General features: G+C 70.9%; 21 protein-coding genes. 13 read left to right on the top strand and 8 right to left on the bottom strand.

Translation table 11 applies throughout. The annotated features are described in order from the left end of the window. The first annotated feature begins 154 nt into the window (after window positions 1-154). Window positions 155-1,021, top strand: coding sequence for a DUF4097 family beta strand repeat-containing protein (locus tag ACZ7L4_RS24085; protein ID WP_450812540.1), 867 nt, complete (start codon window positions 155-157; stop codon window positions 1,019-1,021). A gap of 1 nt (window position 1,022) precedes the next feature. Then, window positions 1,023-2,024 (top strand): PadR family transcriptional regulator, encoded by a 1,002-nt coding sequence (locus tag ACZ7L4_RS24080; protein ID WP_472105381.1) that lies wholly within the window; start codon window positions 1,023-1,025, stop codon window positions 2,022-2,024. A 51-nt stretch (window positions 2,025-2,075) separates the two neighbouring features. Here ACZ7L4_RS24080 and ACZ7L4_RS24075 read toward each other — a convergent pair whose 3' ends face one another. Both ACZ7L4_RS24075 and ACZ7L4_RS24070 read right to left on the bottom strand, forming a co-directional pair. Then, entirely contained in the window at window positions 2,076-3,038 is a 963-nt protein-coding gene (locus tag ACZ7L4_RS24075; protein WP_422409703.1) for a zinc-binding dehydrogenase, read from the bottom strand. 126 nt (window positions 3,039-3,164) lie between these two features. Next, the gene (locus ACZ7L4_RS24070; RefSeq protein ID WP_472105379.1) at window positions 3,165-4,379 is read right to left on the bottom strand and encodes an NAD(P)-dependent malic enzyme; all 1,215 of its coding nucleotides are present in this window, start codon (window positions 4,377-4,379) and stop codon (window positions 3,165-3,167) included. 564 nt (window positions 4,380-4,943) lie between these two features. On the opposite strand from ACZ7L4_RS24070, the gene ACZ7L4_RS24065 reads away from it, so the two are divergent. From ACZ7L4_RS24065 to ACZ7L4_RS24055, 3 genes are all read left to right on the top strand, one after another. Further along, a complete protein-coding gene (locus ACZ7L4_RS24065; protein WP_472105377.1) occupies window positions 4,944-5,900 on the top strand; it encodes an ABC transporter substrate-binding protein in 957 nt (318 codons plus the stop codon). Window positions 5,901-5,971: 71 nt separating this feature from the next. Then, complete coding sequence (locus ACZ7L4_RS24060) at window positions 5,972-6,919, top strand: amino acid ABC transporter permease (RefSeq protein WP_472105375.1); 948 nt, start codon at window positions 5,972-5,974, stop codon at window positions 6,917-6,919. Window positions 6,920-6,930: 11 nt separating this feature from the next. Next, entirely contained in the window at window positions 6,931-7,683 is a 753-nt protein-coding gene (locus ACZ7L4_RS24055; RefSeq protein ID WP_472105665.1) for an amino acid ABC transporter ATP-binding protein, read from the top strand. A 175-nt stretch (window positions 7,684-7,858) separates the two neighbouring features. On the opposite strand, the gene ACZ7L4_RS24050 is transcribed toward ACZ7L4_RS24055, so the two are convergent. Further along, window positions 7,859-8,629 (bottom strand): class I SAM-dependent methyltransferase, encoded by a 771-nt coding sequence (locus tag ACZ7L4_RS24050; protein ID WP_472105373.1) that lies wholly within the window; start codon window positions 8,627-8,629, stop codon window positions 7,859-7,861. 84 nt (window positions 8,630-8,713) lie between these two features. Here ACZ7L4_RS24050 and ACZ7L4_RS24045 point away from each other — a divergent pair, with 84 nt between their 5' ends. Then, entirely contained in the window at window positions 8,714-9,343 is a 630-nt protein-coding gene (locus tag ACZ7L4_RS24045; protein WP_422409693.1) for a CGNR zinc finger domain-containing protein, read from the top strand. Here ACZ7L4_RS24045 and sodX read toward each other — a convergent pair. Then, window positions 9,247-9,690 (bottom strand): nickel-type superoxide dismutase maturation protease, encoded by a 444-nt coding sequence (gene sodX, locus ACZ7L4_RS24040; RefSeq protein WP_472105371.1) that lies wholly within the window; start codon window positions 9,688-9,690, stop codon window positions 9,247-9,249. The two genes, ACZ7L4_RS24045 and sodX, sit on opposite strands and share 97 nt — an antisense overlap. 200 nt (window positions 9,691-9,890) lie before the next feature. Here sodX and sodN point away from each other — a divergent pair, with 200 nt between their 5' ends. The 3 genes from sodN to ACZ7L4_RS24025 all read left to right on the top strand — a co-directional run bounded on the left by sodN (window position 9,891) and on the right by ACZ7L4_RS24025 (window position 12,216). Then, complete coding sequence (sodN, locus tag ACZ7L4_RS24035; protein WP_306323441.1) at window positions 9,891-10,286, top strand: superoxide dismutase, Ni; 396 nt, start codon at window positions 9,891-9,893, stop codon at window positions 10,284-10,286. A gap of 169 nt (window positions 10,287-10,455) precedes the next feature. Continuing rightward, on the top strand, window positions 10,456-11,283 hold the full coding sequence (locus ACZ7L4_RS24030; protein ID WP_472105369.1) for an ATP-grasp domain-containing protein: 828 nt from the start codon (window positions 10,456-10,458) through the stop codon (window positions 11,281-11,283). A gap of 48 nt (window positions 11,284-11,331) precedes the next feature. Beyond that, window positions 11,332-12,216, top strand: coding sequence for an NAD(P)-dependent oxidoreductase (locus ACZ7L4_RS24025; RefSeq protein ID WP_472105367.1), 885 nt, complete (start codon window positions 11,332-11,334; stop codon window positions 12,214-12,216). Between the two features lie 12 nt (window positions 12,217-12,228). Here the strand turns inward: ACZ7L4_RS24025 and ACZ7L4_RS24020 are convergent, their stop codons facing one another. The 3 genes from ACZ7L4_RS24020 to ACZ7L4_RS24010 form a co-directional block, all read right to left on the bottom strand. Next, complete coding sequence (locus ACZ7L4_RS24020; protein ID WP_472105365.1) at window positions 12,229-12,831, bottom strand: GNAT family N-acetyltransferase; 603 nt, start codon at window positions 12,829-12,831, stop codon at window positions 12,229-12,231. 123 nt (window positions 12,832-12,954) lie between these two features. Beyond that, window positions 12,955-14,058 (bottom strand): family 2 encapsulin nanocompartment cargo protein polyprenyl transferase, encoded by a 1,104-nt coding sequence (locus ACZ7L4_RS24015; RefSeq protein ID WP_472105363.1) that lies wholly within the window; start codon window positions 14,056-14,058, stop codon window positions 12,955-12,957. Between the two features lie 112 nt (window positions 14,059-14,170). Beyond that, window positions 14,171-15,577, bottom strand: a complete 1,407-nt coding sequence (locus tag ACZ7L4_RS24010; RefSeq protein ID WP_472105361.1) for a family 2B encapsulin nanocompartment shell protein — start codon at window positions 15,575-15,577, stop codon at window positions 14,171-14,173. A gap of 237 nt (window positions 15,578-15,814) precedes the next feature. Here ACZ7L4_RS24010 and ACZ7L4_RS24005 point away from each other — a divergent pair, with 237 nt between their 5' ends. The 3 genes from ACZ7L4_RS24005 (at window position 15,815) to ACZ7L4_RS23995 (ending at window position 17,758) form a co-directional block, all read left to right on the top strand. Continuing rightward, a complete protein-coding gene (locus ACZ7L4_RS24005) occupies window positions 15,815-16,048 on the top strand; it encodes a hypothetical protein (RefSeq protein ID WP_399231620.1) in 234 nt (77 codons plus the stop codon). A 137-nt stretch (window positions 16,049-16,185) separates the two neighbouring features. After that, complete coding sequence (locus ACZ7L4_RS24000) at window positions 16,186-16,776, top strand: N-acetylmuramoyl-L-alanine amidase (protein ID WP_472105359.1); 591 nt, start codon at window positions 16,186-16,188, stop codon at window positions 16,774-16,776. Between the two features lie 34 nt (window positions 16,777-16,810). Continuing rightward, the gene (locus ACZ7L4_RS23995) at window positions 16,811-17,758 is read left to right on the top strand and encodes a 1-aminocyclopropane-1-carboxylate deaminase/D-cysteine desulfhydrase (RefSeq protein WP_472105357.1); all 948 of its coding nucleotides are present in this window, start codon (window positions 16,811-16,813) and stop codon (window positions 17,756-17,758) included. Here the strand turns inward: ACZ7L4_RS23995 and ACZ7L4_RS23990 are convergent. After that, window positions 17,737-19,335, bottom strand: coding sequence for a Na+/H+ antiporter (locus tag ACZ7L4_RS23990; protein ID WP_472105355.1), 1,599 nt, complete (start codon window positions 19,333-19,335; stop codon window positions 17,737-17,739). The genes ACZ7L4_RS23995 and ACZ7L4_RS23990 overlap by 22 nt on opposite strands. Window positions 19,336-19,386: 51 nt before the next feature. On the opposite strand from ACZ7L4_RS23990, the gene ACZ7L4_RS23985 reads away from it, so the two are divergent. Then, a complete protein-coding gene (locus ACZ7L4_RS23985; RefSeq protein ID WP_472105353.1) occupies window positions 19,387-19,647 on the top strand; it encodes a UBP-type zinc finger domain-containing protein in 261 nt (86 codons plus the stop codon). Window positions 19,648-19,878 lie beyond the last annotated feature (231 nt).

Here is a 19,878-nt window from a genome sequence, read left to right as displayed (position 1 = left end):
GCAAGTAGGTGCATTTCCGCAGCAATTGGACGCCCTGCCGGGCGCAGGAGCCCGGAGTTTCGCGACAGTCTTGACTTTCCCCGTCCGCGATATATCGTGTTTGACAGAGGACGCGATATGGCGCGTTCACTCCCGTCGTCGAGGAGGTCGCACCATGCCCGAGTGGTCCGTCACGGAGCCGCGGAAGCTCGTCTTCGACGAGCCGGTGTCGGCGCTGCACGTCCGCATCGTGAGCGGTGCCGTGAATGTGGTGGGGACGGCCGAGGGGCCGGCCCGCCTGGAGGTGTCCGAGATCGAGGGACCGCCCCTGCGCGTCACGCAGTCGGACGGCGTCCTCACCGTCGCGTACGACGACCTGCCCTGGAAGGGCTTCCTCAAGTGGCTCGACCGCAAGGGCTGGCACCGCAGCGCGGTCGTCTCCCTCGCGGTGCCGGCGGACACGCGGGTCGAGGTCGGCGTGGTCGGCGCGGGCGCCGTCGTCTCGGGCACCGAGGGGCGCACGGAGGTGAAGGGCGTCACCGGCGACACGACACTCGTCGGGGTCACGGGCCCGGTGCACACCAGCACGGTCTCCGGCGGCGTCGAGGCGCAGGCGGTCACGGGCGACCTGCGGTTCAACTCGGTCTCCGGGGACCTGACCGTCGTCGACGGCTCGGGCTCCTTCGTGAAGGCGGACACGGTGAGCGGGTCGATGATCGTCGACCTGGACCCCGCCGGGCCCACCGATGTGAGCCTGACGAGCGTCTCCGGCGAGATCGCCATCCGCATCCCGCACCCGGCGGACACGGAGGTCGAGGCGAACACGGCGAGCGGAGCGGTGTCGAACGCCTTCGAGGACCTGCGGGTCGCGGGCGCCTGGGGCGCCCACAAGATCACCGGCCGGCTCGGCGCGGGCACCGGCAAGCTGAAGGCGACGACGGTCTCCGGATCGATCGCCCTGCTGCGCAGGCCCCCTTCGGAAGGGCCGCCTGCCGACACCGCCGGTCCCGACGACAAGCCCGACGACAAGAAGGTGCTCTGACATGCCGCCCGTCTTCGCCCACGGCCGCCTGCGTCTCTACCTGCTGAAGCTGCTCGACGAGGCGCCGCGGCACGGGTACGAGGTGATCCGCCTCCTCGAAGAGCGCTTCCAGGGCCTGTACGCACCCTCGGCCGGCACGGTCTACCCGCGCCTGGCCAAGCTGGAGTCGGAGGGCCTGGTCACCCACACCACGGAGGGCGGCCGGAAGGTCTACGCAATCACCGAGGGGGGCCGGGCCGAGCTGGCGGACCGCAGCGGCGAGCTGGCCGACCTGGAGCTGGAGATCCGCGAGTCCGTGGCCGAGCTGGCGGCGGAGATCCGGGACGACGTGCGGGGAGCGGCCGGTGATCTGCGCCGCGAGGTGCGCGCGGCGGCGTCCCAGACCCGCACGGGCCCCGGGCCCGGTGACTTCACGGACAAGGAGGCGTGGCGCGCCACCAAGGAGGAGGTGCGGCGCGCGAAGCACGAGTGGAAGGAGCAGGCGCGGCGGGCGAAGGACGAGAGCCGCCGGGCCCGCGAGGAGGCCCAGCGGGCGCGCCGCCAGGCCAAGGAGTCGCAGGAGCAGGTGCGGGCGCAGGCCGCGGAGGACTTCCAGCGCATGGCCAAGCGCGTCCAGGAGCAGGTGCAGGACCACTTCACGCGCGGCGACTGGCCGACGGGGGTGCGCGAGGGCCTGACCGAACTGGCCAAGGAATTCGGCGAGTTCGGCAAGTCCTGGGGCAAGGACGCCGGACACTCCGGTCCCGCCGCCCCGGCCGACCCCCAGTACCGCCCGCCGAACGACGAGGTCCCCGCGGAGTACATCCCGTCGTGGGCCTCGGAGGAGCACTCCAGCGGCGACCCGGCCCGCGACCTGGACCGCCTCCTGGACCGCTTCCGCGACGAGATCCGTGACGCGGCCCGCGACCAGGGCGTCACGGAACCGCAGCTCCAGGACGCCCGGCGGCACTTGTCGGACGCGGCGTCCCGGATCGCGTCGACGCTCCGGGCCCCGAAGGCGTGACGATGGTGGGGTGCGGCGGGGCGATCCCACCGCACCCCGCCCCGCGCGGCGTCAGACGCTCAGCACGACCTTGCCGAACAGCTCGCCGCCGGCCATCTTCTGGAAACCCTCGCGGGCCCGGTCCAGCGGGAGCACCTCGTCGACCACCGGGCGGACGCCGGTCGCGGCGCAGAAGGACAGCAGGTCCTCCAGCTCGTCCTTGGAGCCCATGGTGGAGCCGACGACCTTGAGTTCGAGGAAGAAGATCCGGTTCAGTTCCGCGGCGGGCGGGTTCGGCCCGCTCGTCGCGCCCGAGATGACCAGGGTCCCGCCCGGCTTCAGGGACTTCACGGAGTGCGACCAGGTGGCCGCGCCCACCGTCTCGATCACGGCGTCCACCCGCTGCGAGAGCCGCGCGCCCGTCTCCACGGCCTCGACGGCGCCGAGTTCCAGGGCCCGCTTGCGCTTCGCCTCGTCGCGGCTGGTCGCGAAGACCCGCAGGCCCGCGGCCTTGCCGAGGACGATCGCGGCCGTCGCGACCCCGCCGCCCGCGCCCTGCACGAGGACCGAGTCACCGGGTCGTACGCCCGCGTTGGTGAAGAGCATCCGGTACGCGGTGAGCCAGGCGGTCGGCAGACACGCGGCCTCCTCGAAGGAGAGCTCCTTCGGCTTGCGCAGCACGTTCCACTCGGGCACGGTGACCTGCTCGGCGAAGGTGCCCTGGTACTTCTCGGTGAGGATCGAGCGCTTCTCGCGCGGCCCGACCCCGTATCCGGTCTGGCCGATGACGGAGTGCAGGACGACCTCGTTGCCCTCGCTGTCGATCCCGGCGGCGTCGCAGCCGAGGATCATCGGCAGGGACTCCTCCCCGAGGCCGACCCCGCGCAGCGACCAGAGGTCGTGGTGGTTGAGGGATGCGGCCTTGACGTTCACGGTGGTCCAGCCGGGCCGGTTCTCGGGGGCGGGCCGCTCCCCCAACTCCAGGCCGTTCAGCGGCTGATCACGGTCGATGCGGGCTGCGTAGGCGGCGAACATGACCTTGACGATAGGCGCCACCCCCGGGCCGGGGAACCACCGTCACCTGTGACACACGTCCCGTAGCCACGGGCACGGGAAAGGCCCCGCCGAACGGCGGGGCCTCGACCGAAAACGCACCGGGTGTCAGCGGCGCGCGACACCCTCCGCGCGAGCGGCGGCGGCGACCGCGGCCGTGACGGCCGGAGCCACCCGCTCGTCGAACGGGGACGGGATCACGTACTCGGCGGACAGCTCGTCGCCGACCACCGCGGCCAGCGCCTCGGCGGCCGCGATCTTCATCGTCTCGGTGATCCGGGAGGCCCGGACCTGGAGCGCGCCGGCGAAGATGCCGGGGAACGCGAGCACGTTGTTGATCTGGTTCGGGAAGTCCGAACGACCGGTCGCCACGACGGCCGCGTACTTGTGCGCGACGTCGGGGTGCACCTCGGGGTTCGGGTTGGCCATCGCGAACACGAAGGCGCCGTCCGCCATGGAGGCGACCGCGGGCTCGGGGACCGTACCGCCGGAGACGCCGATGTAGACGTCGGCGCCCGCGAGGGCGTCCTCCAGGGAGCCGGACAGGCCCGCCTTGTTGGTGATCTCGGCGAGCTCGCGCTTGACCGGCGTGAGGTCCTCGCGGTCCCGGCTGACGATGCCCTTGCGGTCGGTGACCGCGACGTCGCCGAGGCCCGCCTCGAGGAGGAACTTCGCGATCGCGACGCCCGCCGCACCGGCGCCGGAGATCACGGCGCGCAGGTCGCCGAGGGCGCGCCCGCTGAGGCGCGCCGCGTTCTTCAGCGCGGCCAGCGTCACGACGGCGGTGCCGTGCTGGTCGTCGTGGAAGACCGGGATGTCGAGCCGCTCCTGGAGCTTGCGCTCGATCTCGAAGCAGCGGGGCGCCGAGATGTCCTCGAGGTTCACGCCGCCGAAGGACGGGGCGAGGCGCACGACGGTGTCGACGATCTCGTCCACGTCGTTCGTCGAGAGCGCGAGCGGCACCGCGTCCACGCCGCCGAACTGCTTGAAGAGAATGGCCTTGCCCTCCATCACCGGGAGGGAGGCCTCGGGACCGATGTCACCGAGTCCGAGGACGGCCGAACCGTCCGTCACGACGGCCACGACGCTCGACTTCCACGTGTAGTCGTGGACGAGCTCCGGCTGCTCGGCGATCGCGCTGCACACCTTCGCGACGCCGGGCGTGTACGCCAGGGACAGGTCGTCCTTGTCGCGGACCGGCACGGTGGCCTGCACGGCCATCTTGCCGCCACGGTGCAGCGCGAAAGCCGGATCGAAGGGCTCGTCGGAGCCCTCGTTGCCGGTACTCGCGTCGCTGCGAGGGTTGACGATCTCCGCTGCCACTTTTCTGACCCCTTAAGTCATTTTGCACAGGTTGAGGGTGGTTCCGTCCCTGATTGAGGGACGGGCGGGCACCGCGCACGCGCCGGACGGTCCTGTTGTGGGCCGCCCTGTGGGCACCTGCGCGACGGGCGCGCCGCACGCGCGCCCTGAGCCCCGGATGAGGGGTGTAAAGAACCTTCTTACCTGACGGGCGGTGTCGGCGACGAGCCCGCCCGTGATCGATCACGCCTCGGTGACATGACTCATAGCCGAATATCTGGACAAGTCCGCAGGTCCATTGCCCAAAACGAGGGAAGTCCGCCCGAATGGTGAGACAGCGGGCGGGCCGCCGGAGGATCTTCGGTCGCGGGCCGGAAGCGCCGCAGAAGCTGTACCCCCCATGCACGCCGAAACCGGGGGTCGTTGGCACTCTTCGGTCACCCGTTATCCGATTTTGACATGGCTGACCTCCTGAATCGGCGAGTCCGAATGGCAAGATGCCTCATCACACGAGGTCGCGACACCCGAAGGTGCGTGCCAAGGCGACCAGCACGGCAACTCCCACCCCGGCCGGAGGAACCAACCATGACCGCAAGCACCACCCAGCGCACGACCGCGAAGTCCGCGAAGTCCCGGATAGCCGTGGTCGGCGCGATCGCGGTCGCCGGCACTCTGCTGCTGACCGGCTGCGGTGACCAGACCAAGTCCGACAGCACCAAGGGCAGCGCGAAGTCCGCGCCGCTCGCGGACAAGCTCCCCAAGGAGATCCGCGACAAGGGCGTCATCCGGGTCGGCTCGGACATCGCCTACGCGCCCGTCGAGTTCAAGGACAAGTCCGGCAAGGCGATCGGCATCGACCCCGACCTCGCGAAGGCCATGGGCAAGCAGCTCGGCGTGAAGTTCGAGTTCCAGAACGCCACGTTCGACACCCTGGTCACGGGCCTGAAGTCGAACCGCTACGACCTCGCCATGTCGGCCATGACCGACACCAAGGACCGCCAGAACGGCGTCGACTCGGACACCGGCAAGAAGGTCGGCGACGGCGTCGACTTCGTCGACTACTTCAACGCGGGCGTCTCGATCTACACCCCGAAGGGCAAGACCCAGGGCATCAAGACCTGGGACGACCTCTGCGGCAAGAAGATCGTCGTGCAGCGCGGCACCGTCTCGCACGACCTCGCCAAGGCGCAGGCCAAGAAGTGCAAGGACGGCAAGAAGCTCGGCATCCAGTCCTTCGACGACGACCAGCAGGCGCAGACCCGCCTTCGCTCCGGCGGCGCGGACGCCGGTTCCTCCGACTTCCCGGTCGCCGCGTACGCGGTGAAGACCGCGGGCGGCGGCAAGGACTTCGAGCTCGTCGGCGAGCAGGTCGAGGCCGCCCCGTACGGCATCGCGGTCTCCAAGGACCAGAAGCAGCTGCGCGACGCGATCAAGGCCGCCCTTGACGCGATCATCAAGAACGGCGAGTACGACAAGGTCATCGCCAAGTGGGGCGTCGAGGCGGGTGCCGTGAAGTCGGCGACCCTCAACGGCGGCAAGTGACCGCGCGTTCCACGTCATTGACCGCGCGGCACACGTCAGGGACGTCCGCGACGTCGTGAAAGGCAACATCCGTGTCTGTTGACATAGACAAGACGGGCGGCGGCCCCCAGGACACGCCGCCGCCCGCGGCCGGGCCGACCGCCATCAAGGCGATCCCGGTGCGGCACTACGGGCGGTACATCTCGGCGTTCATCGCCGTCGCCCTGCTGGCCCTGATCGTCTACGCGTTCGCGCAGGGCAAGATCAACTGGGGCGCCATCCCGGACTACTTCTTCGACGACCGGATCGTCACCGGCGCCCTGAAGACGCTGCTCCTCACCGTCCTCGCGATGGTGATCGGCATCGTCGGCGGCATCGTGCTCGCCGTCATGCGGCTGTCGAAGAACCCCGTGACCAGCTCCATCGCCTGGTTCTACATCTGGTTCTTCCGCGGCACCCCGGTCCTGGTCCAGCTGTTCATCTGGTTCAACCTGGGCCTGGTCTTCGAGTACATCAACCTCGGGCCGATCTACAAGGACTACTGGTCGTCCTTCATGACGCCGTTCCTGACGGCGCTGCTCGGCTTCGGCCTCAACGAGGCCGCGTACATGGCGGAGATCTGCCGCGCCGGTCTCCAGTCGGTCGACGAGGGCCAGACCGAGGCCTCGCACGCGCTCGGCATGAGCCACGGCAAGACGCTGCGCCGCGTGATCATCCCGCAGGCGATGCGCGTGATCGTGCCGCCCACGGGCAACGAAGTCATCAACATGCTGAAGACGACGTCCCTGGTGTCGATGGTGCAGTTCGTCGAACTGTTCCGGGCAGCCCAGGACATCGGCCAGCAGTCCGGGTCGCCGGTGGAGATGTACTTCCTCGCCGCCGCCTGGTACCTGATCATGACCTCGATCCTCAGCGTCGGCCAGTACTACATCGAGCGGTACTACGCCCGCGGCACCAGCCGCCAACTGTCGGCCACCCCCTGGCAGAAGGTGCGCGGAACCCTGTTCTCCCTGGGCCGCCCGAACGGAGGCATGGCATGAGCGAGCACGCCATGGTCAAGGCCGAACAGGTCCACAAGTCCTTCGGCCACGTGAACGTCCTCAAGGGCATCGACCTGGAGGTCAAGCAGGGCGAGGTCTTCTGCCTCATCGGCCCCTCGGGCTCCGGCAAGTCGACGTTCCTGCGCTGCATCAACCACCTGGAGAAGATCAACGCCGGGCGGCTGTACGTCGACGGGAGCCTGGTCGGCTACCGGCAGCAGGGAGACAAGCTGTACGAGCTGCGGGACCGGGAGGTCGCCCAGCAGCGCCGGGACATCGGCATGGTGTTCCAGCGCTTCAACCTCTTCCCGCACATGACGGCCGTCGAGAACGTCATGGAGGCGCCGGTCCAGGTCAAGAAGCAGTCGAGGTCCGAGGCCCGCGCGCGGGCCAAGGAACTGCTCGACCGCGTAGGCCTCGCCGACAAGGCCGACAACTACCCCTCGCAGCTCTCCGGCGGCCAGCAGCAGCGCGTCGCGATCGCCCGGGCGCTCGCGATGGAGCCGAAGCTGATGCTGTTCGACGAGCCGACGTCCGCGCTCGACCCCGAACTGGTCGGCGAGGTCCTCGACGTCATGCGCGACCTCGCGGAGTCCGGCATGACGATGGTCGTCGTCACGCACGAGATGGGCTTCGCCCGCGAGGTCGGCGACAGCCTCGTCTTCATGGACGACGGCGTGGTGGTCGAATCCGGCGACCCGCGCGAGGTCCTGACCAACCCCCAACAGGAACGCACCCAGTCGTTCCTGTCGAAGGTGTTGTAACGCTCCGCTTCATGAGCGACAGCTGAGCATTTCAAGCCCAACTGCGCACAATTCAAGCCCCTGCGGCGATTGAGCAGCGGGGCATGGGGCAGAGCCCCAAATCAAGCCCCTGCGGCGATTGAGCAGCGGGGTCCGGGGCAGCGCCCCGCGACCTCGCCGCCGTCGCCGCGGGGGCTTACTTCACGCCCAGCACCATCGAGTCCGACGGCGAGCTCCACACGACCCTCGCCTCCCCGAACCCACCCGCGCGGAGCGCCTCCGCATGCCACGCCGCCGACGGCGTGTCCCCGTCCGCGTGCTCCCCGTAGATCTCGAACCGCTCGGCCGTCGGCCCGGCCAGCACCGGATCCGCGGCGGCAAGCTGCCACCACTCCGCCCAGTCCACCGCGCCGGAGGCCTTGGCGGAGCCCATCCGCGCATGCCGCAGCGCCCGGTCCGCGGCGTTGATCCGCGGCGTCGTCTGGTCGATCATGTGGTCCGCGTTCATGAACACGCCGCCGTCACGGACGAGCCCGGCGACCTGACCGTAGAGCGTCCCGAGGGGTTCGGAGTGCAGCCAGTGCAGCGCGGTGGCCGTGAGCACGGCGTCGTACGAGTCGTGCGGCAGCGCCTTCGTCCACTGCGGGTCCTTGAGGTCCGCGGTCACGAACGTCGCCCGCCCGTCCCCCTCGAACGTGCCCCGCGCGATGGCGAGCAGCGCCGGATCGAGGTCGACCCCGACGCTCGTGGCGTCCGGGAACCGGCTGAGCAGCCGGTCCGTGATGCTCCCGGTCCCGCACGCGAGGTCGAGCACCCGGGGCGCGGACCCGACGAACGCCTCGACCATGTCGAGCATGACCCGGAACCGCTCCTCGCGGTCCGGCATGAAGTACTCCTGCTGCCGGTCCCAGCTCTCCTGCCAGGCCCGCCAGTCGGTGGTACGAGTGGTGGCAGCGGTCTCGGACATGAACCCTCCCGTAATACCCTTAAGGCGCGAGCGAGTATTACCCTCGCTCCACACGACGATAGAGCGCACCGGTAAGGACTACAAGTGGAACTGGCCTATTACTCGGACTACGCCGTGCGCCTCGTCAACACCGAGGAGCCGGCTCGCGGCAAGGACTCCCTGACGTCGGTGGACGCGGTGCGCGAGCTCTTCGGCGCCAACAAGGAGGCGGCCCGCCGCGCCACGGACGCCGACCTGACCCGCTTCAGGGGCGTACGGGGACGGCTGCGCGCGGTGTTCGACGCGGCCGACGGCGGCGACGAGGAACTCGCGGTGAACCTGCTGAACTCGCTGCTCCTGGAGTTCCCGGTGAGCCCGCAGATCTCGGGGCACAACCACCGCGACGACGACGGCCGTCCGCTGTGGCACCTCCATCTGTCCGACCACCCGTCGAACGCGACGGCCGGCTACGCCGCCATCGCCGCGATGGGCCTCGCCTTCCACCTCACCGAGTACGGCGTCGACCGCCTCGGCGTGTGCGAGGCGACACCCTGCCGCAACGCCTACCTGGACACGTCCACCAACCGCTCCCGGCGCTACTGCTCGGACCGCTGCGCGACCCGCGCCAACGTCGCCGCCTACCGGGCCCGCAAGCGCTTGGAGGCCGACCGGTCGGAGAGCACGGGACGTACCGCCGAGAAGACCCAGGACAGCACCGCCGCCACCGAGCGCTGACCCTCGCCCTCGGCCCACGGCTTACGACGCCGCAGCCTGCCGCGCACCTTCGCGAGCACCAGCTCGTCGGGCACGACCCCGTACACCGTGCTGTCGCCCCCGGCGCCCGGGTTGTCGCCGAGCACCCACCAACCGCCGTCGCGGCGCTCGGCGATGCGCTTCACCACCAGCAGATCCTGCTGGAAGGGATGGCGCAACACGATCACGTCGCCGGCCCGCACCCGCGCCCCGTGCTGCACCAGCATCCAGTCACCGGGGTACAGCGTCGGGACCATGGAGGGCCCCTCCACCTCAATGATCTGAAACGGCACCTTCGCCTCGCGCATCTCCTCGATCGCCTCGGGCATCAGAAAACCTCCCCGGTTCCCACCGCTGCTCCCGCCGGTCCGTCGGCCCGGTGCCGTCACGGTCCCATCCTCCACCAGTCGCGCAGGTCTGAGTCTCACCCCGGACTTTTGCCCTAAGCCGCCGGGGGCACCCGAGAAAAGCCGTTCCCCACGGAGTAATGTCGCACCCGAGAAGACGATCACGAGGAAGGAACAGCTACATGCTTTCCCGCCTGTTCGCCCCCAAGGTGAAGGCCAGCGCTCACTGCGACCTCCCCTGCGGCGTGTACGACCCGGCCCAGGCCCGCATCGAGGCCGAGTCGGTCAAGGCCGTCCAGGAGAAGATGGCCGGCAACGACGACCCGCAGTTCCAGACGCGTGCCATCGGCATCAAGGAGCAGCGCGCCGAGCTCGCGAAGCACCACGTCTCGGTGCTGTGGAGCGACTACTTCAAGCCCCCGCACTTCGAGAAGTACCCGGAGCTGCACCAGCTGGTCAACGACACCCTGAAGGCCCTCTCGGCCGCCAAGGGCTCGTCGGACCCGGCCACGGGCCAGAAGGCGCTGGACTACATCGCCCAGATCGACAAGATCTTCTGGGAGACCAAGAAGGCCTGACCCAGGCCCTGTTCACACCGGCGACCGGCGGGCGGTGCACCCCCGCGGGTCCGTGAACCACTGAAGGGGCCCGGCCGAGCGGCACTGCCGCTGGGCCGGGCCCTTTCGTCGTCCCCGCCCGCATTGCTCTTCACCCGCATCACTCTTTGGCACCATCGGGAGTCCCCTCTTGTCCCCCTCGCGCCCCCGCGTCCTCTACGTCACCGATCTCGCGTATCCCGCCCGGGGCCGCCGCTACTGCGACGAGGACATCCACCTCACGTCCCGGCTGCGCTCCGCGTTCGACCTCGCCCTGTGCCACCCGCTGGACGCGACCGCGCTCATGGACGGCTTCGACGCCGTCGTGGTCCGCAACAGCGGCCCGGTGCTCGGCTACCAGAAGGCGTACGAGGAGTTCCGCGCGCGGGCCCTGGAGCGCGGCACGAACGTCTACAACCCGCTGACCGGGCGCGCCGACATGGCCGGAAAGCAGTACCTCCTGGACCTGACCACGGCCGGGTATCCCGTCATTCCGACGGTCGACCGGGCGGCGGACCTGGACCGGCTGCCGGAGGCCGACGGATACGTGGCGAAGCCGAAGCTGGGCGCGGACTCGGTGGGCCTGCGCTTCGTGTCGGCCGCCGACCTGCCCGGACTCCCCTACGCGGACGGCGGCCTCCTGGTGCAGCCGCGCATCGACTTCCAGTACGAGGTCTCGTTCTACTTCGTCGACGACCAGCTGATGTACGTCCTGTACGCGCCCGATCCGGCGCGCCGCTGGGAGCTGCGCCCGTACGAACCGACCGCCGCGGACCGGGAGTTCGCCCGCTCCTTCGTCGAGTGGAACACGCTTCCGCACGGCATCCAGCGCGTCGACGCCTGCCGCGCCCCGGACGGGGAACTGCTCCTCGTGGAGCTGGAGGACCTCAACCCGTATCTCTCGCTCGATCTGGTGGACGAGGCGACGCGGGAGGCGTTCGTGACCGCGATGGAGGCCTCGGTCCGGGCTAGCGTCTGAGGCACAAGCACCGCACGGAGGACACCGCCGCACCCAGGGAGTTCGCTCATGAGCAGCACCGACCCGTCAGCCGCCCGCCCCGTCGTCGCCGTCCTCGGCACCGGGACGATGGGCGCGCCGATGGCCCGCAATCTGGCCCGCGCCGGGTTCACCGTGCGGGTCTGGAACCGGACCCGTGCGAAGGCCGAGCCGCTGGCCGCGGACGGCGTGAGTGTCGCGGACAGCGCGTCCGAGGCGGTCCGGGACGCCGATGTCGTCGTGACCGTCCTGCCGGACGGGCCGCGCACCCTGGACGTCGTCCGGGAGGCCACGCCGAAGCCCGGCACCGTGTGGGTGCAGTCCGGGACCGTCGGCGAGGGCATCGACGAGCTCGCCGAGTACGCGGCCCGCGCCGGGCTCCCGCTGGTCGACGCGCCCGTCCTCGGCACCCGACAGCCCGCCGAGCAGGGCACGCTGACCGTGCTCGCGGCGGGCGCGGAGGCCACGCGCGAGGCGGTCCAGCCGCTCTTCGACGCCATCGGCTCCCGCACGCTGTGGGTCGGCGACGGCACTCCCGGCCCGGCCAGCTGCCTCAAGCTCGCCCTCAACTCCTGGGTGATCGCGCTGACCACGGGCGTCGGCGAGGCCCTCGCGCTGGCCCGCGGGCTCGGCGTGGACGCGAACGACCTGGTGGCCGCCATCACCGGCGGCCCGCTGGACAACGCCTACTTCCAGAACAAGTCCGCGGCCATCCGCAACGGCGACCTCACGCCCAGCTTCTCCGTGGACAACGCGGCGAAGGACGCGGGCCTGGTGCTCGCCGCGGCCGAGCGGGCGGGCATCCGCGTCGACGCGGTGGCGGCCGCCCACGACCGCTTCCTGCGCGCGTCCGTGCAGGGGCACGGGGACGAGGACATGGCCGCGACGTACTTCGCGAGCTTCCCCGACTCCTGACCGGCGGCCCGGTCACGGAGTGGCGGCGGCCTCCCGCCACATGGGCCAGATCGTCGGCCCGTCCGGCAGGTCGATCGCCCTTCCCGTGAAGACGAAACCGAGGCGCTCGTACAGCGCCCGGCTGCGCGCGTTGCTGGCCTCCAGGTACGCGGGCAGCCCCTCGCGGTCGCAGCGCTCGAGCACCGGCGCCATCAGCGCGGTCCCCAGGCCCTGCCCCTGCCGCTCGGGCGTGACACCGATCATCCACAGGTAGGCGTGCGCCCGGCCCACGGGGTGCGCCTGCGCTGTCCACCGGGCTATCTGCTCCACCCGTACGTTGTCGGGGTCGACGGTCGCCCGCACCTGCGCGGGCACGTCCTCTTCGCCCTCGTCCGCCGGATCGGCCGGCATGTCGAGCCAGAGGGCGACGGCCGAGCCGTCCTCGGTGAGGTCCACGAACCCGTCCGCGAACGTCGCGTCCGCGAACACCGCCATGAGCCCGGAGTGCCGCTCCCGGCGCCGCTGCTCGCCAGGGAACACCCAGCTGCTGACCGGGTCGTCCATGAACGCCTCGTCGAGCAGCCGCACCACGAGATCGCGGTCCGCCTCCCCCGCGCGCCTGATGCCCTCGCCCATCCGAACCGCCCCTCGCCCAACCAGCTTGTCTTGCACGGCCGTTGGCACTCTAGGCGATCATTGCGGGGCCCGCCGCCCCGGTCGGGGTGCCGTGCGCGACGACGGCACCCCGACCGGCAGGCGTCAGTACCCGCGGCGCGTGACGAACTCCGCGAGGGACAGCAGTCCGTCCGCCGCCTCCGGCACCGGGACCGCCTGCGACAGCCGGTCGACCGCGCGGGACATGTGGTCCGCGGCCTGTGTCTGCGCCCAGTCCCGGCCGCCGGCCCGCTCCACGGCGAGCGCGATCCGCTCCAGCTCGGCCACTCCTTCCTTCTTCGCTCCGGGCGGCCCGTACAGCGCCGCCAGTTCGTCCGCCGCGATCCCGCCGGAGGCGAGCGCGGCGACCACGGGCAGGGACTTCTTGCGCACGGCGAGGTCCGCGCAGGCCGGCTTGCCGGTGCGGGCCGGGTCGCCCCAGATCCCGATCACGTCGTCGATCAGCTGGAACGCAAGACCGGCGCAGCGCCCGAACGCGTCGAGCGCCTCGACCTCCTCCTCGCCGGCCCCCGCGTACAGACCGCCCACCGCGCAGGCGCAACCGAGCAGCGCCCCGGTCTTGGCCTCGGCCATGGCGAGGGTCTCGGGCAGGGACACGTCCGCCGGGTCCCGCCCCTCCAGCGCGACGTCGACCGCCTGGCCCTCGCACAGCTCCACCACACAGGCCGCGAGCCGGGCGGCCGCCGCCGTGGCCGCCGGGTGGCCCTCCTCGGCGAGCATGCGCTGCGCCTGGGCCTGTATCGCGTCGCCCGTGAGGATCGCGTCGGCGTCCCCGAAGACCGCCCACGCGGTGGGCCGGTGCCTGCGGGTGGCGTCCCGGTCCATCAGATCGTCGTGCAGCAGCGTGAAGTTGTGCGTCAGCTCCACGGCGGCCGCCGCCCGCACCGCCCGCTCGGGCCGCCCGCCGAGGGCCCGCGCCGCCGCGAGGACGAGCGCGGGCCGCACGGCCTTGCCCGCGTTCCCCGTGGCGGGCGTGCCGTCGGCGTGCTCCCAGCCGAAGTGGTAGCGGGCGACGCGGCGCATCGAGACCGGCAGGGCCTCGACCGCCCGCCGCAGCTCGGGGTCGACGACGGCCCTGGCCTGCGCCAGGATCGCCGAAGCCTCCTGCGCCTCGAAGCTCTCCGCCGCGGCCGCACCGGTCGCCTCTGCTGCCACACGCCTCTGCTCTCTCACGGCCGGCTGTGTCATGGACTCACCCCTGACAGGGTGCGGACGGTGGCGGTTCCGCTGCGAGTGGGCGCGTACCTCCTCGGTGTACCCGCCCGGCCGCAGGGGGACACGGCGAACGCGGCGCGGCCCGTCACCGCCACCTGCCGACCTCGACGTTCTCCAGCACTCCGAGCGCATCGGGCACCAGGACCGCCGCGGAGTAGTACGTCGACACCAGGTAGGAGATGATCGCCTGCTCGCTGATGCCCATGAACCGGACGGACAGGCTGGGCTCGATCTCGTCCGGGATGCCGGACTGGCGAAGGCCGATGACGCCCTGGTCGTCCTCTCCCGTACGCATGCAGATGATGGAGGTGGTCCGCGCCTCCGTGACCGGGATCTTGTTGCACGGGTAGATCGGCACGCCGCGCCAGGTCGGGATGCGGGTCCCGCCGACGTCGACGCTCTCGGGGACCAGGCCCCGCTTGTTGAGCTCGCGGCCGAACGCGGCGATCGCCTTCGGGTGCGCGAGGAACAGCTTGGATCCGCGCCGCCTGCTGAGCAGTTCGTCCATGTCGTCGGGGCTCGGCGCGCCGTCGTGCGGCTGCAGGCGCTGCTCGTACTCGCAGTTGTTGAGCAGGCCGAACTCCCGGTTGTTGATGAGTTCGTGCTCCTGGCGCTCCTTCAACGCCTCGACCGTGAGCCGGAGCTGGTGCTCCGTCTGGTTCATGGGCTGGTTGTAGAGGTCGGCCACGCGGGAGTGGATGCGCAGCACGGTCTGGGCGACGCTCAGTTCGTACTCGCGCGGCGCGGCCTCGTAGTCGACGAACGTGCCGGGCAGGACCGCTTCCCCGACGTGCCCCGCCGAGAGGTCGATCGCCTTCTCGCCGTAGGTGTTGGACCGCTGCTCGGGCAGCGAGCGCAGCCCCTGGAGGTGGTCGCGCAGCGCTCCGGCGCGCTCGGCGACCTGCTCGAAGTCGTTGCGCGGCAGCGTGAGCACGGTGCACGCGGTGGCCGCTCGCGCCGAGTACTCCCAGATGCTCTCGGGGTCGAGCAGCGCCTGGTCGCCGAAGTACGCGCCGTCGGCGAGCACTCCGAGCACCGCGTCGTCCCCGTAGGGCCCGGTGCCGACCTTCTCGACGCGGCCGTGCGCAAGCAGGAACACCTCGTCGGCCCGGCTGCCGAACGAGGCGAGCAGCTCGCCCGCCTCGAACTCCCGCTGGGTGCAGCGCTGGGCGAGTTCGGCGAGGACGCCCTCGTCCTCGAAGCCCCGCAGCGCGGGAAGCTCCCCCAGTTCGGCGGGGATGACCCTGACGTCGTCGCCCGTCTTCACGAACGTGACGCGGCCGTCCCCGACCGAGTAGCTCAACCGTCGGTTGACCCGGTATGTACCGCCCTTCACATCCACCCAGGGCAGCGTCCGCAGCAGCCAGCGGGAGCTGATCTCCTGCATCTGCGGTGCGGACTTGGTGGTCGTGGCCAGGTTCCGCGCCGCGGACGTACCCAGACTCTTCTGCGGTACGGGGGTCTGCTCGCGGACCTCTTCGCCTACCGACATGTGCAATGCCCTCCCGATCATGAACTGACCTGCGCGGACAAGCCTTCAGCACGGAGAGAGATCGCACCATTACACAAATGAGCGGGAATGGATGGCGGACGGGCGGGGCATGGGACGGGCCCTTTTCGCGCCCTTCCGACCCGTCCGGCGGCACGGAGCGGAACTCGAAGATCTCGGCGCGCGTTGGTCAGGAAACGGTAAAGAACGAGTACGGCGAAGACGAGAAGGGTGATCACCATGGCGGGTTTCATGGACCGGGCCAAGGAGCAGGCGCAGCGCGGCCTGACGCAGGGCAAGCAGAAGCTGGACGAGGTGCAGGCGCAGCGCGCGGGCGGCGACCTGCTCAAGCGCCTGGGCGCGGCGTACTACGCGGAGCGCAAGGGCACCGGCAGCCCGGAGGCCACGCAGCAGGCGCTGCAGGCCCTCGAGTCGCACATCGCGGTGAACGGGGACGGCGTCCTGCGCGGCTGACCGACCTGGCCGCCGGCGCCGCGGACGATGTGCACGTTATGCGAACAGTAGGTCGCTGAACGGCAGTTCCGGGTAAAAGCGAACCGTACGAGGCGGTGCGCAGTCGGCGGCCGTCGCTCCCCCCGAAGGAGGCGGCCGTGGCCCCACCCATGTCCGCAAGCAGTTTCATCAAGGCCCTCAAGGACGAGGGCCTGACGGTGGTCGAAGTCGGTGACTGGCGGCATCACAACCGCAATCACATCGGTGACTGGGGCCCGTTGAACGGGGTGATGATCCACCACACGGCCACCTCCGGCAGCGCCAGCACGGTGCGCATCTGCCGCGACGGCCATGCGAACCTGCCGGGCCCCCTGTGCCACGGGGTCATCACGAAGGACGGCCGCGTCCATCTGGTCGGCTACGGGCGGGCGAACCACGCGGGCCTGGGCGACGACGACGTGCTGCGCGCGGTGATCGCGGAGAAGCGCCTGCCGCACGACAACGAGGCGAACACGGACGGCAACAGCCGCTTCTACGGCTTCGAGTGCGAGAACCTCGGCAACGGCGACGACCCGTGGCCCGCCGCCCAGTTGGAGGCCATCGAGAAGGCGGCCGCGGCGATCTGCCGCCACCACGGCTGGACCGAGCGCTCGGTCATCGGGCATCTGGAGTGGCAGCCGGGGAAGGTCGACCCCAAGGGCTTCACGATGGCGTCGATGCGGGGGCGCATCGGGGACCGGCTCAAGTAGCCGCCCGCCGCCGCGCGGGCGGGGACTCGGCCGGATGTCCGACAATGGCCGGGTGTCCCGCCCCATCGGCCCCGGCCCGCGCCCCCGCCTCCCGTCTCCCCTCGTGGAGGTCGACGACGAGCGCTTCGCGGACCGCGGCGTGCGTCTGCTGCTCAAGCGGGACGACCTGATCCACCCGGATCTGATCGGCAACAAGTGGCGCAAGCTCGCCCGGAACCTCGACGTCGCAGCGGCCCGGGGCCGGGCGATCGTCACCTTCGGGGGCGCGTACTCGAACCATCTGCGGGCGACGGCCGCGGCGGGCCGCCTCCTCGGCCTGCCCACGATCGGCGTCGTCCGCGGCCAGGAGCTGGCCGACCGTCCGCTCAACCCGTCGCTGTCGCGCTGCGCGGCCGACGGGATGCGCCTGCACTTCGTCGACAGGTCGACGTACCGGCGCAAGACCGATCCGGACGTGCTGGCCGGGCTCCTCGACGCGGCCGGCGCCGAGGACGCGTACGTGGTGCCCGAGGGCGGCAGCAACCCGCTCGCCGTCCAGGGCTGCGCGGACCTCGGCCGGGAGCTGCGCGGCCGGGCGGACGTCGTCGCGCTCGCCTGTGGCACCGGCGGCACCCTCGCGGGGCTCGCCGCCGGGCTCGCCCCCGACCAGCGCGCCGTGGGGGTCGCCGTCCTCAAGGGCGGGTTCCTGGAGGCCGACGTCCGGTCCCTCCAGGAGGCGGCGTTCGGCGGCAGGCGGGGCTCCTGGCGCATCGAGGACCGCTTCCATTTCGGCGGCTACGCGCGCGTGCCCGAGGAACTCGCGGCGTTCGCCGAGGACTTCGAGAGCCGCCACGGCGTGCCCGTCGAGCGCCTGTATGTCGCCAAAGCGCTGTACGCACTTGTCGCCCTCACCCAGGAGGGCGCGTTCCCGCGCGGCACGACGCTGGCGGCGGTGATCACGGGCGCCCCCTTCGAGGACGCTCAGCCGTCGACCTCCCGGTAGGCGGCGGCCTCCTCCAGGTCCAGCTTGCGCAGCAGCGTCCGCAGCATCTCGTCGTCGATCCGCCGCTCGTCCCGCATCCGTACGAAGACCTCGCGCTCGGCCGCGATCGCCTCCCGCGCGAGCCGGCGGTACGTGTCGTCGGCGGACTCGCCGGTCACCGGGTTGGCCTGCCCGAGCCGCTCCCACACCGAGTTGCGGCGCCGCTCCAGAACGGTGCGCAGCCGGTCCTGGAGGGGCGTGGGCAGGCAGTTGCGCTCGTCCCGCATCAGCTCCTCCACGCGCTCCTCCGCGGCCACGGAGGCGGCGTTCTGCGCCTGGGCCTCGGCGAGCGTCTCGGCCTGCGTGTCCCGGCCCGGCAGCTTCAGCCACTTGATGAGCGGCGGCAGCGTGAGGCCCTGGACGACGAGCGTGCCGATGACGGTCGTGAAGGTCAGGAAGAGCACCAGGTTGCGCGAGGGGAACGGCTCCCCGTCCTCCGTGACCAGCGGGATGGAGAACGCGATGGCCAGCGACACCACGCCGCGCATGCCGGCCCAGCTCACGACCAGCGGCCGCTTCCAGTCCGTGTCGCTCTCCCGCGCGCGGATGCGGGGCGACATGCACCACGGCAGATAGGTGGCCGGATACGACCACACGAAGCGGATCACGACCACGAAGACGAACACCCCGACCGCGTACCAGACGGCCTGCCACACGCTGTACTCGCCGAGCCCTTCGAGGACGAAGCGCAGCTGGAGCCCGATGAGCGCGAAGACCGACGACTCCAGGATGAACGCGACGACCTTCCACACCGCGGTCTCCTGGAGCCGTGTCTCGAAATCGACCTGCCAGGAGCGGTGCCCCAGGTAGAGCGCCACGGTGACGACGGCGAGCACCCCGGAGGCGCCGACCTGCTCCGCGACCGCGTAGGCGACGAAGGGGATCAGCAGCGAGAGCGTGTTCTGCAGCAGCGCTTCCTTGAGGTGCGTGCGCAACCAGTGCAGCGGCACCATCAGGAGCAGGCCCACGCCGACCCCGCCGACGGCCGCCACCAGGAACTCCTGGATCCCGCCCGCCCAGCTCGCACCCTCGCCCACCGCCGCGGCGAGCGCCACCTTGTAGGCGGTGATCGCGGTCGCGTCGTTCACGAGGGACTCGCCCTGGAGGATCGTCGTGATCCGGGAGGGCAGCCCCACCCGCCGCGCGATCGCCGTGGCGGCCACCGCGTCCGGCGGCGCGATCACCGCTCCCAGGACGAGCGCGGCCGTCAGCGGCAGGTCAGGGATCAGCTCGTACGCCAGCCAGCCCACCGCGAGCGTGGCGAACAGGACGTAGCCCACGGAGAGCAGCGCGACCGGCCTGATGTTCGCCCTGAGGTCCAGGTACGAGCTCTCCAGGGCGGCGGTGTGCAGCAGCGGGGGCAGGATCAGCGGCAGCACGATGTGCGGGTCGAGCACGTACTGCGGGACCCACGGCACGTAGGACGCGATCAGGCCGACGGCGACCAGGAGGAGCGGTGCGGGGACCGGCGTCCTGCGCGCCGCCCCCGCCACGGCCGCGCTCGCCGCGACCAGACCCACCAGAGGCAATACGTCCATGACCCGCCTTCCACCGCCCTGCTCCGCGCCGGCCGTCGTAACCTGGCCATCATGAACGAGTGCTCGCACGTCGCCGCGTTGCCGCACCCCGAGCCCGCGCCCCTGAGCGAGACCTGCTTGGAGTGCCTGGCCGTCGGCAGTCACCCTGTGCAACTACGGCTGTGTCTGGTCTGCGGTCACATCGGCTGCTGCGACTCGTCCCCGTACAAGCATGCGACGGCCCACCACGCCGAGACCGGCCATCCGGTGATGCGCACCTTCGAGCCTGGTGAGAGCTGGCGTTGGTGCTTTGTCGACTCGATTCTCGTCTGACCCGACGGATCCCCGGCACCAGCGGGGTTCGATCCACTGACACCTGGGTAACTCAAACCGGCGCCCGCTCTTTCCAATTGAGCCCGCACACCCTCTAGCCACTGTCCGTACCCATGTGCTTACTATGAGTGACAGCAATGGGCCGGGGGTCCCCGGGACAGGAAAGTCGGGCGCGCGGTAGCGTCACCGCAGATATAAGTGGCGCATCACCCGGGGGACGACGCCTCCGGA

The sequence above is a fragment of the Streptomyces sp. NPDC107575 genome (assembly GCF_055657265.1).
This window is presented reverse-complemented; position numbering and strand designations above follow the sequence as displayed.

What these genes read in the sequence shown, in the direction of transcription:
- ACZ7L4_RS24085 (WP_450812540.1), top strand. Translation starts at nt 155, where the DNA reads ATGCCCGAGTGGTCCGTCACGGAGCCGCGGAAGCTCGTCTTCGACGAG.
- ACZ7L4_RS24080 (WP_472105381.1), top strand. Translation starts at nt 1,023, where the DNA reads ATGCCGCCCGTCTTCGCCCACGGCCGCCTGCGTCTCTACCTGCTGAAG.
- ACZ7L4_RS24075 (WP_422409703.1), bottom strand. Translation starts at nt 3,038, where the DNA reads ATGTTCGCCGCCTACGCAGCCCGCATCGACCGTGATCAGCCGCTGAAC.
- ACZ7L4_RS24065 (WP_472105377.1), top strand. Translation starts at nt 4,944, where the DNA reads ATGACCGCAAGCACCACCCAGCGCACGACCGCGAAGTCCGCGAAGTCC.
- ACZ7L4_RS24055 (WP_472105665.1), top strand. Translation starts at nt 6,931, where the DNA reads ATGGTCAAGGCCGAACAGGTCCACAAGTCCTTCGGCCACGTGAACGTC.
- ACZ7L4_RS24050 (WP_472105373.1), bottom strand. Translation starts at nt 8,629, where the DNA reads ATGTCCGAGACCGCTGCCACCACTCGTACCACCGACTGGCGGGCCTGG.
- sodX (WP_472105371.1), bottom strand. Translation starts at nt 9,690, where the DNA reads ATGCCCGAGGCGATCGAGGAGATGCGCGAGGCGAAGGTGCCGTTTCAG.
- sodN (WP_306323441.1), top strand. Translation starts at nt 9,891, where the DNA reads ATGCTTTCCCGCCTGTTCGCCCCCAAGGTGAAGGCCAGCGCTCACTGC.
- ACZ7L4_RS24025 (WP_472105367.1), top strand. Translation starts at nt 11,332, where the DNA reads ATGAGCAGCACCGACCCGTCAGCCGCCCGCCCCGTCGTCGCCGTCCTC.
- ACZ7L4_RS24020 (WP_472105365.1), bottom strand. Translation starts at nt 12,831, where the DNA reads ATGGGCGAGGGCATCAGGCGCGCGGGGGAGGCGGACCGCGATCTCGTG.
- ACZ7L4_RS24015 (WP_472105363.1), bottom strand. Translation starts at nt 14,058, where the DNA reads ATGACACAGCCGGCCGTGAGAGAGCAGAGGCGTGTGGCAGCAGAGGCG.
- ACZ7L4_RS24010 (WP_472105361.1), bottom strand. Translation starts at nt 15,577, where the DNA reads ATGTCGGTAGGCGAAGAGGTCCGCGAGCAGACCCCCGTACCGCAGAAG.
- ACZ7L4_RS24005 (WP_399231620.1), top strand. Translation starts at nt 15,815, where the DNA reads ATGGCGGGTTTCATGGACCGGGCCAAGGAGCAGGCGCAGCGCGGCCTG.
- ACZ7L4_RS23995 (WP_472105357.1), top strand. Translation starts at nt 16,811, where the DNA reads ATGTCCGACAATGGCCGGGTGTCCCGCCCCATCGGCCCCGGCCCGCGC.
- ACZ7L4_RS23990 (WP_472105355.1), bottom strand. Translation starts at nt 19,335, where the DNA reads ATGGACGTATTGCCTCTGGTGGGTCTGGTCGCGGCGAGCGCGGCCGTG.
- ACZ7L4_RS23985 (WP_472105353.1), top strand. Translation starts at nt 19,387, where the DNA reads ATGAACGAGTGCTCGCACGTCGCCGCGTTGCCGCACCCCGAGCCCGCG.